This window comes from Candidatus Hydrogenedentota bacterium, assembly GCA_019637335.1.
In the GTDB taxonomy this organism is placed as follows: Bacteria; Hydrogenedentota; Hydrogenedentia; order Hydrogenedentales; family JAEUWI01; genus JAEUWI01.
This window is the reverse complement of record JAHBVV010000020.1, coordinates 43,990-55,255: the sequence shown is the minus strand read 5'-3', so window position 1 is coordinate 55,255 and position 11,266 is coordinate 43,990. Positions and strand designations below refer to the sequence as shown.

At 63.6% G+C, this 11,266-nt stretch carries 11 protein-coding genes and 1 pseudogene; 1 reads left to right on the top strand and 11 read right to left on the bottom strand.

Annotated elements, in window-relative coordinates:
* Positions 1-221: 221 nt before the first annotated feature.
* From KF886_18725 to KF886_18695, 7 genes and pseudogenes are all read right to left on the bottom strand, one after another.
* Entirely contained in the window at positions 222-920 is a 699-nt protein-coding gene (locus KF886_18725; GenBank protein ID MBX3179395.1) for a hypothetical protein, read from the bottom strand.
* A gap of 114 nt (positions 921-1,034) precedes the next feature.
* A pseudogene (locus tag KF886_18720) lies at positions 1,035-1,127 on the bottom strand (prepilin-type N-terminal cleavage/methylation domain-containing protein).
* Positions 1,128-1,647: 520 nt separating this feature from the next.
* Positions 1,648-2,655, bottom strand: a complete 1,008-nt coding sequence (locus KF886_18715) for a hypothetical protein (protein ID MBX3179394.1) — start codon at positions 2,653-2,655, stop codon at positions 1,648-1,650.
* 10 nt (positions 2,656-2,665) lie between these two features.
* Positions 2,666-3,433 carry an ABC transporter permease gene (locus KF886_18710; GenBank protein ID MBX3179393.1) on the bottom strand — a complete coding sequence of 256 codons (768 nt, stop codon included), beginning with the start codon at positions 3,431-3,433 and terminating at the stop codon, positions 2,666-2,668.
* Between the two features lie 46 nt (positions 3,434-3,479).
* Positions 3,480-4,412 carry an ABC transporter ATP-binding protein gene (locus KF886_18705; GenBank protein ID MBX3179392.1) on the bottom strand — a complete coding sequence of 311 codons (933 nt, stop codon included), beginning with the start codon at positions 4,410-4,412 and terminating at the stop codon, positions 3,480-3,482.
* On the bottom strand, positions 4,409-5,200 hold the full coding sequence (locus tag KF886_18700) for a hypothetical protein (protein MBX3179391.1): 792 nt from the start codon (positions 5,198-5,200) through the stop codon (positions 4,409-4,411). The genes KF886_18705 and KF886_18700 overlap by 4 nt, the downstream gene beginning before the upstream one ends.
* 132 nt (positions 5,201-5,332) lie before the next feature.
* Positions 5,333-5,713 carry a hypothetical protein gene (locus KF886_18695; GenBank protein MBX3179390.1) on the bottom strand — a complete coding sequence of 127 codons (381 nt, stop codon included), beginning with the start codon at positions 5,711-5,713 and terminating at the stop codon, positions 5,333-5,335.
* Positions 5,714-5,901: 188 nt separating this feature from the next.
* Here KF886_18695 and KF886_18690 point away from each other — a divergent pair, with 188 nt between their 5' ends.
* Positions 5,902-7,050: a hypothetical protein gene (locus tag KF886_18690; protein MBX3179389.1), complete on the top strand. Its 1,149-nt coding sequence runs from the start codon at positions 5,902-5,904 to the stop codon at positions 7,048-7,050.
* A 266-nt stretch (positions 7,051-7,316) separates the two neighbouring features.
* On the opposite strand, the gene KF886_18685 is transcribed toward KF886_18690, so the two are convergent.
* The 4 genes from KF886_18685 to KF886_18670 all read right to left on the bottom strand — a co-directional run bounded on the left by KF886_18685 (position 7,317) and on the right by KF886_18670 (position 11,222).
* Positions 7,317-7,724 carry a nucleoside 2-deoxyribosyltransferase gene (locus KF886_18685; protein ID MBX3179388.1) on the bottom strand — a complete coding sequence of 136 codons (408 nt, stop codon included), beginning with the start codon at positions 7,722-7,724 and terminating at the stop codon, positions 7,317-7,319.
* 78 nt (positions 7,725-7,802) lie between these two features.
* Positions 7,803-9,698 carry a peptidoglycan DD-metalloendopeptidase family protein gene (locus KF886_18680; protein ID MBX3179387.1) on the bottom strand — a complete coding sequence of 632 codons (1,896 nt, stop codon included), beginning with the start codon at positions 9,696-9,698 and terminating at the stop codon, positions 7,803-7,805.
* Between the two features lie 52 nt (positions 9,699-9,750).
* On the bottom strand, positions 9,751-10,806 hold the full coding sequence (locus tag KF886_18675; protein ID MBX3179386.1) for a peptidylprolyl isomerase: 1,056 nt from the start codon (positions 10,804-10,806) through the stop codon (positions 9,751-9,753).
* Complete coding sequence (locus KF886_18670; protein MBX3179385.1) at positions 10,803-11,222, bottom strand: hypothetical protein; 420 nt, start codon at positions 11,220-11,222, stop codon at positions 10,803-10,805. The genes KF886_18675 and KF886_18670 overlap by 4 nt, the downstream gene beginning before the upstream one ends.
* Positions 11,223-11,266: the final 44 nt, after the last annotated feature.

Sequence of the window (11,266 nt, the reverse complement as noted above, 5' to 3'; positions counted from 1 at the left end):
GGGAGGAGTTCACGGGCCGCGCTCGGCGCGCCGCGCCAGCTGTTGGAAAAATCCCGATATCAAGGAATTTCCAATCCGGAAGCCCATTGTCCGTCTTATTGTCGTGCTGCTCCGCCCTATTTTCGTCTCGCTCCGCCCCTGCGCCAAGTTGCTCCGGCGGGCCGCGGAGCAGGTGCGGCCCGCCGGTGCTTCCGGCTTCCTGGAGAGGAGCGCAGATCGGATTACGGGTGGTGGTGGCCACCCTCGCCGGCTTCATGGAGAATGAAGCCGGCCTCGTTGGCCGGGAATTCCCCGGTTTCGCTGGTGTACTTGATAAACGCCACGTGCCCATCCATGTAGAGCACGTTGGCGCCGCCCGGCACGTGGTTGAAGTGCGTCGGCTCCTCGGATACCGCGTCGTGCATCACGACGATCTCGGACTGCGCCCGCGCGCTCGCGCCGGGATTGTTGATATCGGTGATGAAGAAGCGCTCGATGCCTTCACGGAGGCGAAACACGGATCGGAGGCCGCCGACGGGAACCGGGTTCCCGTCTTCATCCACCATGGGCCAGTCCTGGTCCACCGCGTTTATGTTCCCGTCTTCGATGTACTCGTACAGCGCCTCAACGGCCAGTTCAAAGTTCTCGAAGTCCTCTTCCACGCGAAACATGCTGTCCGTCAGCGCGTAGCCGTAGTAGTAGTAGGGCTCCGTGTTCACCTCGCAAGGTTCGACCACGCCATTGAAACTGAACCCGGGAATCTCTTCCCAAAGCGGGCTTGGGGTTTTGCCCTCGTCCCAGTGCTCCAGGGCCGTGCCGCCGCCCGCATTGCTCGGGCATATCAGAACGTTCCAGTCGGTCAGGTATTCCGGATACACGAGCGACGGCTCGAACACCGCGTTCCAGGGCTGAATTTCATTGTCACAGTTAAGCACCTTCATCTGCGGGTAGCGCTCCCCGCGGGATTCATTGGCGTACATCTTGAACACCAGGCCCAGCTGCTTCAGATTATTCTGGCAACTGGCCCGGCGGGCCGCCTCGCGCGCCCGCGCAAGCGCCGGCAGGAGAATGGCGGCAAGAATGCCGATAATGGCGATAACAACAAGAAGCTCTATCAGGGTGAAACCGTTGCGGTTCAACTTCTTCATGGTGGTTTTCCTTTTCATGCTTGATTTCGGATGAATTCATTCGTTCCGCGGGGTTCGGGGGCCCGGCCGCGCGCCTCCAACCGCGCGGGCGGCGCGCGTGGCTCACTGGCTTCCGGCACAAGGGACCCGAAAGCGGCGCCCCCGCTCCATATCTCCTCGCCCCTGGCGGTCGGCGCGCCACAGCCAGGAACCGCCAGCGCGCCTGGCTCAACGGGCGCGTGCAGGCCGCAGAAGTACGCAAACACAGCCGGCTCGCCACCCGATTCGTCGCCGTCCCGCGCCGGGTTTTCACACCCTTGTGATCCGTACGGATGCGGATACGCGCCGCCCGGCGCCACGACAAACACCGCCCCGTGCCAGTGCGGGGTGGGCGCGCCGGGGAACATACTGGCCAGCCGGACCGCAAAGGCGAGCACGAGAAGCGCGGACAAGGCGGTACGCGCGCCCGGCATGAGCGGGAATCGGGTTGCATCGGGATTCGCCCGGTTTCGCGGCCCGGCTGTCATGGTATCCAATACCGTCATTCGGTTCGGTCCTGATTTCCTTCGTCCGGCCTCACCTCGCCGGTCTGCAGGCGCTCGGCGACGCGGCGCTGAACCCGTATTAAGTGAAACTTCGAGAATTCCCAGCCCTCGTCGCAGACGGCCACGGCCTGCTCGTAGTCGCCAAGTTCGGCAAGGGATTTCGACAGGAAGACGTACGACTCGCCGTGAATCTGTTTCTGAAACTCGTCAAAGGCCTCCTGGCGATCGCGCAGCGCCAGTTTCAATCGCAATGCATCGTCCACGGCCTCGCGAAGCAACTCCACCGCCATCGCAAACGCCTCTTCCCTGCTTTCCGGCATGTATGGCTCGTATTCACCGGGTGCATGGTGCTCATCCTCCAATTCCTCCAACCGGTCCGCATATTCAAACAGCAAGCGGCCCAGCGCGGCCTTCACCTCGAAACTGTTCGGATTTGCCTGAAGCCCCGCGACCAGCATTTCGCGCGCCTCCGCCGGCTCCCGTGCGAAGTCCGACAAGAAGAAGGCGCCCATGGTGTAAAGGCGCTCCAATTTGGGGTTCAGCTTTACCGCCATCTGGTACCATGGAATTAACTCGACCGGATCGTCGTGTATGTGTTCCTCGGAGTAGCACGCGATATTCCGCTCAATTTCCCCGATGAGCCCGCGCCAGTCCCGCTCCCGATCAAGCACCAGATTCACCCCCTCCGTATGACCCAGCCCCACCGCCGTGTTGGATGAATCCCGCTTCATGAAACCTAATTCTTCCTCGCCCCGTGTCGGCATACGCTGCAGCGATCCCCGGTGCAGGTACTCCATGCTCTTCAACCACATCAGATCCGCGATCGACATCTGGAGTTGTCCCATGAGCGACAGCGCGATCGATTCGCGCGCCGCGTCGATTTCGCTGGGCTGGTAGGTCGCCTCGCGCACCACCACGGCGTCGCGCACGGCATTCGGCACCATGCCCATCAGCCCGAGCAGGGCGGCAGCCGCGATCGCGCCGGTGAGAAGTTTCGGCTTCATGGTGTGCTCCTCAAAGGTTGAGCGCGCGGAAGCGCTGCATGCCGGCGGCCATGAACACGCCGGAGTACAGGGCCGCGTACACGGTCAGCGCTCCGAGCACCCACAACGGCGCCGCCGGAAAGTTGTGTACTTCACGCTTCGTCAGGTCGAAGAGCTCGAGGTGCGGAAGAATCCAGTAGAGCGCGTCCACCAGCCACAGGCCCCAGCCTTGCAGGTCGGTCCGGACGGTGATGAGGGTGTTGGCGAAGGTCTGCATCGCCAGCGCGAGAAGCAGCGACACCGTAACATTTCCGCTCTGGGTCATGTATACGGATAGGCTGAGCGTCATCCCGGCGATGATCCACATCGCCAGCACGCGCAGGTAGACGGCCTGAAAGAACACGCCGTTTACCGGAATCCCCAGCACCCGAAACAGGAAATAGAGTTCCAGCGAGAACAGCAGCACGACGGCGGACGCCATGACGCCCACCCCGAGATACTTGCCCAGGAACACCTGGAACCGCGAGACGGGCTTCGCCAACAATGGGTAGAGCGTCCTGTTCTGGATTTCATTGGGGAGCTGGCGCGCCGCCGTCACGACGCATATGAGGACCGAGAGCATTCCGGTGACGGTATACCCCACATCCTTCACGAACTTGCCGAGGCCTTCGGTGCCGAAGCGGCTGAAAAGGCCCGCGCCGAAGATGATCAGGGCGGCAAGAATAAGCAGTACATAGGGGTCCTTCCGCCGGAACGACTCAATGATGGTGACCTGGGCAATGCCCAATACTTTTTCCATGGTTTTCTATCTCCACCGGGGCGCGGGCCCGGGTACCGAAACGGGGTTAGCTGACTTTGTGCCCAATACTGTGTACGAAGTAATCCTCAAGCGATCCCGGCTCCTCGTACGCCGCCTGCGGAACCAGACCATCCACCTCCAGCATCGCCAGGAGCGCGTCCCGGGCCTCGCCGTTCTCCGCCGAGAACGTCGTCTGCCCGTTGCTCACGGCATGGATGAACACATCCGCCGGCAGTTCCGGCGGCGAGTGAAGGCCGTCAACCTTCACGATGTGGCGGCGCATCGCCCCGGAGAGCGCGGCCAGCTGGTCCTCAACAAGCACGCGGCCCTCATCGATGAGGATCACGCGATCGCAGAGCATGGTGACTTCCGACAGCTCGTGCGAAGAAAAGAACACCGTCTTCCCTTTCGCCTTGAAGTCCATCAGAATGCGCCGGACATCGTAGCGCGCCACGGGATCGAGGCCCGAGGTCACTTCGTCCAGAATCAGCAAATCGGGATCGCCCATGATCGCCTGCGCAATCCCAACCCGCTGCAGCATCCCCTTCGAAAAGCCGCGCACCGGCTCGCGATCGCGCCCGCTGAGCTTCACCTTCGCAAGCAGCTCGTCGATCACGGCTTCCCGGCGCGCGCGCGGAATTTCGCGTAACTTCGCAAACATCCGAAGCGTCTCGCGCGCCGTCAGGAACGGGTAGTACAGCGCCACCTCCGGAAGAAACCCAACCTGGCGCCGGCCCCGCATATCGCCCGCGGGCAGACCCATCACCCGGACCGTTCCCCGCGTCGGCGTGCGGAACCCCATGAGCACCTTGATGCAGGTCGACTTGCCCGCCCCATTCGGCCCGATGAATCCCACCACCTCGCCGCGCCGAACGGACAGGTTCAGCCCGTCCACCGCGCGTATAAGCTTCCCGCCGTCCGTCTTGTACTCGACCACCAGATCGCTGACTTCGATTACCTTCTCCGCGTGCGCGCTCATTCGGCCACCTCCCCATTCACCGCCCCGGCGTATTGTCCGCTGTTGCGGCGTTGGATTGGGCTGCTGGGGGGATCGTGCCGCTCGCCGCCGGCGAACGACCCCGCCGAAGGATCCGCCGCGCCGGCCTTCGCGTCATGATCGCTGTGGCTACGTGCGTGATCGTGCCCGTGCCCGTGCCCGTGCCCGTGCCCGTGCCCGTGCCCGTGCCCGTGCCCGTGCCCGTGAGCATGTCCGTGATCGTGCCCGTGATCGTGCCGGTGCGAAGCAATGAACGGATTCTCCCCCGCGTCTCGGGCTTTCAGATGAGCCTCGGCCTTTGCGACATCGAAGTCAATGCCAATCGCCTTGTCGAAAACGTGATCCTCCACGGACATGCCATCCGCGAGGTAATGCTGAAACGCGCGAACATGGTGTTCCTTCGCGCCGCACCCCGCGCTGTCCTCGAGAACCCATGCCCCGTTTTCCATGCGGTAGTAGTACTCGACCCCTTGGAACGTCTTGCAATCCACGTCGCCCTTGTCGCGAAGGTAAACGTGAACCACGCCGTAAGCCGGGCCGAAAAGCTCATAGGGGCGCACCATGTCGACAATGGCCAGGTACTCGTAGTCCTCGCGCCGCGTGCCCTCCGGTTCCGTCGCGAACCACTCGTCTATATGCCCGCGCCCCAGCTCACGCAGGCGATCGCGCGCGTCCTTGTTGTCGTAGGTGGCGTATGCCACCCAGCTGAAAAAAAGGCTCGATGCAATAGTGACAACATAAATGTCACGGCGGCGTATGATGATCTCCATGATCCATACCTCTCCCGGGTGAAAAGACTCTACCGGATGCGGTTCCCAATCCAGACGCGCGCGAACCGGCGCACGTGGAGCGTGGGAATGCGGGAAGGGGGAAATTGACCTGACAGGGCCAGGATCGGCCCGTCAGACGTCCCGGGGAGGCGCGCGTTGCGCGATGTGGAGGGGGCGCCACTGCGAAAGCGGCGGCTGGATGACCGGCATGGGCCGGTGGGCGGGACGGCAACGATCAACGGCCAGAACAGCCTCAAAGGCTCCCGCCGTGCGCTTCATTGCCGCACAAGCGGCACAGGTAACCGCGGTGTCACAGCCGTGATCATGATCGCCGTCGAGCGATGTCAACAGCACGATCGTATGCGCCGTGGCCTCTGTGTCGGCGGGATGCCCGCCATGGTGGGTCGCGGGATGCAGCGCGGCAAGTAACACAGCGATCCCGTAGGCGGCAAACACCGCCCAACAGGCCGTGGCTCGGCCCGCGGGTATCCATCGCTGTATACGTTTACGCATCTGAATTGACTCCTGCGCCAGACTCTGCCGATAACGATAATACATTCTCATTGGATTGTCAAGTTCTTTGTACGGGGCCAGGCACAAGAAAATGACTACCTCCGGGAGCATCCGCCCGTGCTACTATCCAGTGGCAGATTTTGTGGGTTCAAGGCAACAGTCGCGCCACGCGCAGAGGAGGGTTCGTCATGCCGGCCAAACTCAGTCCCATCATCTATGGGGAGAAGAAGAACATCGACTTCAGCAAGTTCAATATCGGCAATGTAATGAAGGCCATCACGTACGACCTGGAGGAATTCGGCGAGAAGGGGGTGCAGGGCGTGCCCGTCAAGACATCCGACGCCCTGAAGATGAAGAAGTACCACGAGGCCAACAAGAACCTGAAGGACCCCTACTTCATGGCCGGCGTGGTGAAGAATGATCTGGTCCTCGTCATACACGACAAGGTCGATGCCAAGTTCGAGGCGATGTCGGTCCTGGTGAAAAACTACCTCGGCCTGAAGGCCCAGCTCAAGAAATCCTCCGCCGCCGTGGTCAACCTGGACAAGGGTGACAAGATCATCGACGGCGCCGCGAAGGCCCAGGGCGACAAGTTCAAGACGAAGGTCCAGGACGAAGACTCGATGGACCTGGGCGGCATCACGGGCAACATTCTGCTCTGCGCGCACGGCGCGCCGAAGATCAAGCCCGGCCGCGTCATCGGCGTGGAACTGGCCGGAAAGAAGCCCGCCCAGATCTGTGACCTCCTGACCAAAAACAAGGACAAGTCCAAGCGCATCGCGAAGGACTACAGCGGCAAGATCACCCTCAGCGGCTGCTTCACGGCCTCGGGCGGCCCCGAGAAGGACAAGCAGGACGACGCCTTCGCCAAGAAAGTGTGGGACGAACTCAAGAAGCGCGGCTACAAGAAGGTCTCTGTCGTCGGGATGCCCGGGCCCAGCGCCACGGCGCGCGAAACGGACGGATCGGACCGCGACAGCCACGGCAAGGTGATGAAGCGGGGCGAGAAGGAGGTGTGGGCGAAGAGCGAGGAGATGCTGGAGGCGCAGAAGAAGAAGGCGGAGAAGATGCGCAAAGAAATCGACACCATGACCAAGAAAATCCTGAAGGGCTGGGAAAGCTTCAAGGGGGACAAGGATTCCTTCCTGGCCAATCCCAAGGTGAAGAAGGCGCTGGGCGAATTGCGGGCCAAGGAGACGGCGCTGGAAGAACTGAAGAAGGAAATTGCGCGCATCAAGAAGGATATCCGGGACACGGGCGACGACGATGGCAAGAGCATCAAGGCCCTGACGGGCACCTTCGGACTGCGCGTTATCCGCCACGAACTCGGCGTGTAACCCAACACAGCGCTTCCGGAAAACCAGGCGCGCGGCCGCGGATCCTCCGTGGCCGCGCGCTTTCCCCGCCGGCAAACCTTCAGCGGGGCAGAGCGCCCACCGGCGAAAAAGCGTGTCTCGATCATGACGGGCGTGAGTCGCGGGACGGCGTGCATTCCGCGAAAGACGCGGGGTAGCCGTCCCAACTGTCCACGGCGGCGAAGCCGGCCATGCCGGCGCTCCCGCGATACGGAAGGGCGGGAGCTTGCCGCTGATCGGGCGTCCGATTAGAAGTGCCGGTCGATATAACCCAGCGCTTCGCCCAGATCCGGCAGGATTTTCGTGCAATGTTTCACCATCCAGGGCGACATGTCCTGAAAGGCGAAGGGGCTGAACGCGATGACGAACTTGCCGAGGTCGTGGGATGCGTAGAAGACCTCCATGGAGGTCCCTATGGAGGCCTTGGTGTAGTTGACGAGCAGGATGTCCGCGTCGCGCACGTCTTGCAGGTCGAAATCCACGATCTCGTTGGCGCTGTCAATCTCGCGGTCGCGGAAGTTGCGGCGCATCGGATCCAGCACGACGAATTTGCCCGAGAGGCGCTCCTTCGCGCGGCTGCGCCATTCCGTGCTTTCGCCGCCGCTCACGTCCATGATCGGGCCGCAGAGATAGATTTTTCGGGGATTGTTGCTCATGGAATCACACGCTCCTCTGCCGGTTCGAACGCGGATCTTACCGCATTCGCGCCGCCCGCGTCGAGCGCCCGTCCGCCCTCACGGCACGGTGATGTTGCGGGTGTACCGCGCGGTGTTTCCGGCGGCGTCGGTCAGGGTGAACACCAGTTCCAGCGGCCCCGGCGGGAGGTCGGCGTCCTGTTCCCAATACAGGAGATCGCGTTCGGGGTCGTAGGCCGAAAGGAGCCATTGCCCGCCACAGGTAATCGAGAAACCGGCGATCCCGCTGCCCGTGTCCGAGACGTTCGCTCGAATCTCGGGACGGCGCGTCTGCGCGGCATAGCCCTCCGGCGGCGTGACGTTGGCGAAGTTCGGGCGCGCGGCGTCCTCCATCGCCATGAAGATCCCCGGCGACGTCATTTCGAATTCCAGGCGTCCGTTTCGGTGGGTTGTATCCTCGCGCGACCAGGAAGCGCCCCGGTGGCGGTACACGTGCACGTTGGGGGCATAGCGCGCGCCCTCCGAGAGCGGAATCGAGACCTGGACGGCGTCAAAGATGGGCGCGCCGGTCGGCCAGATCTGGTAGGCGTCGCTCCGCGCGGGCAGCGGGTGCGCCGGCGGCGCGGCATGCTTCCAGGCGCGGAGGAAGAGCACGCCATAGCCGCTGTTGGGGCGCGCGGACAGCTCCACATCGCCCATCGTGACGGTGGTGCGGCGCTGGCCCTGGACAAAGGCCGCGACTTCGCGCGGCGCGTCCGGCAGTGCGTCGTGGACCGCGTTCAGCGTGTAGCGGCCGCTGGCGGAGGGCTGAAAGGCGGCGCGGAACAGGCCATCCCCGAAGGGCGCGAAGGGCAGGTCGGGGCCGCCGCCGGTGTGGAGGCGGGGCGCGCCCGAGGCGCCCGGGGGCAACTGCTGCGAAACGATCAGCTCCGGGCCCCATACGTCGATACTGCCGACATAGCGTTCGGCGGGCAGGCTGGGCGGGGCGCCGGGAACGATCGGGATCGTTACGGTGGTGGCGTTCTCGTGGAAGTCGGTTGCTTCCACCGTGAGTTCCCGCAGGTCCGGCGTCACGGCCAGCCAGCCATCTCCCCGGCTGTGCTGGTAGCTTGAAAAGGTGTTGCCCGGCCAGCGCCAGAGCACCAGAAAGCGGCCCTGGTCACGCATGTACGGATGGTAGGAAACCGCGCCGTTGCGGTGGTTGCCGTAGCTCATCCGATCATGCTGCACGCGGAACACTTCGGTGTCGCCCGCGAGCAGGCGGAGGCGGTGCACGCCCAGGTTGTACCCGCCCGCGCCGGGGTCGGTGACGTCCGCGCCAACCCCAATAAGCCCTTCCACGTAGATGGGCGTGGTGCGGAGGCGGCCGCTCTCGTCACGGGTCGCGTCCAGCACCATGGGAACGATGTCGCCGTTGACGCGGCCGTCCAGGCCCTTTGCCGCCACGAGCACCTTGTCGATCCGCGGCGGCGTCGAATCGGGCCAGTCAAAGCCGAGGAGGCGCGGGTTGACCGGATCCCCGGAGGTGTCGCGCATTTCGAAATGGAGGTGCGGCGCCCCGATGCCGGTCTGGCCGCTCTTCGCAATAAGCTGGCCCTTGCGGATCGGAAACTGGCCCGCCTGGAGGTGGATATCGACGGTGTAGCTCTTGCGGCCGTGCTGCTCCCGGCGGACGAACTCTTCCAGTTCCGGGTAGAAACCGGAAAGGTGCGCGTAGACCGCCGAGTTGCCGTCGTTCAATTGCAGGTAGACGGCCTTGCCGTACCCGTACGGCGAGCAGCGAACACGGCTGATGTATCCGTCACCCGCCGCGAATACGTCCCGCCCGACGCCGTTGGTGCGCAGGTCGATGCCCGCGTGAAAGCGCCCGGGCCGGTACTCGCAGAAACTGGAAGTCAGCTGGGGTTCCAGGGCGAGGGGCCAGGCATACGTACCCGGCGCGCTCCCGCAGAGCAGGCTCGCGCCCAGGAGGGCCAGGGTCGGGATGATGCTCACGTGGGAATGGTCCTCCCGGGTTGTTGCGCGCCGTGGCCGTGGCGCGGGCCGATCAGCGCGTGTTGGCGGCGGCGTCCTCGGGGATCTTCAGGTCCAGGAAGATTTGGACGCGCCCGGCGTCGGCCATGATCGGGCGGCAGTAGTCTTCCACAACCGCGAGCTTCTTGATTTCGCGGAGCTGCCGCTTGATCCCGTCGCGCGCCTTCTCAAAGGGGATGTCCGCCTCGCTCTCGCGCGCCATGAGCCGGATGATGTGCCACCCGAACTCGCTCCTGAAGGGCTCGGACGTTTCGCCCTCCTTCATGGATTTCGAACGTTCGACATAGACGGGGGGAAGGTTGCTCGCGGGGCGCATTTCCATGTCGCCGCCCTGCTCCCGGTCCTTGCCGTCGGACATGGATCGCGCGACCGCCTCGAAGGTGTCGCCCACCTGGAAGCGCGCGGCCGCATTGCGGACTTTCTTCTCCGCGTCCGCCCAGTCCTTCTCCGTGGCGGTGGCGGGGTCCTTGCCGGGGCGCACATAGATTTGCTTGAGGTGGAGCATTCCGGGGCGCTGGAAGCGCTCCTGGTACTTGTTGTAGAAATCGCGGGCCTCGGCGTCGCTCACGGTGACCTTTTTCTCGTCGGCGAGCGCGTCGCTGGCCAGATCCACCATAAGGGCCTTGCGAATATCGCGCAGGGCATCCTCCTTCGTCTGGCCGGAACGCTCCAGCAGGTCGTTCTCGGTCGGCGTGAATTCGTCGGTGCTGAAGCGCTCGATCAGGGTCTTCATCTGCTCCGCGTAGGCGTCGTTGACTTTCTTCTGGGAGATATCCAGCTTGCGCCGCTCGCCCAGCTGGTTGAGGATCTCGCGCTGCACCAGTTCCGCCAGGGTGGTGATGCCCGCCTTGATCCGGGTGGTGTCATCCAGCTTCTTTCCCTGCGACGCCAGGATCATGCACTGGCTCTGGTAGAGAAACAGAAAATCGCCGCGGGTAATGGGAGCGCCATCCACCAGGGCGACCGGCCCGTCGGGAAGCGAGCGCTGCACCACGTCCATGCGTTCAAGATTGGGCGCCTGGGCCAGCGCGGGCGCGGCGAGGAGGAGGGCGAGAAGGTAACGTGTCATGATTGTTCCTCGTTTTCCTGAAATTCTTGTGGTTCCGCGGGCTCGGCGGGGGCGTCCGATTCCGGGGCGGTTCCGGCGGCGGCGGGCGCATGGCCCGTCAGGTGCTCCGGGCCGGCCGGGGCTTTGCCGCGGTCCAGTTCAAGCTCGGCCAGGTGAAGCAGATACCATACGAAAAAACCGGCGCCGGTGTAGCCCAGAAAAAAAGTCAAGGCGACCCTGATCAGTATTTCATCGATACCCATCACCGCGCCGCTCAACAGCCGGATTAGATAGAATACCATGGCGCACGTGGCGAAAAACAGGCCGCCCACCAAAGCGAGTCCGGCGGGCTCCAGTTTGAGCCAGGTGGGCCCCCGTTTGGGAAACCACGTTCGGAGTTTCGGGCGGGGCGGCTTTCTCAGTCTCTTTTTCGCCACGCACGTATGCTAGCACCGGCCCGAAACGGGTTGCAACCGGGCCG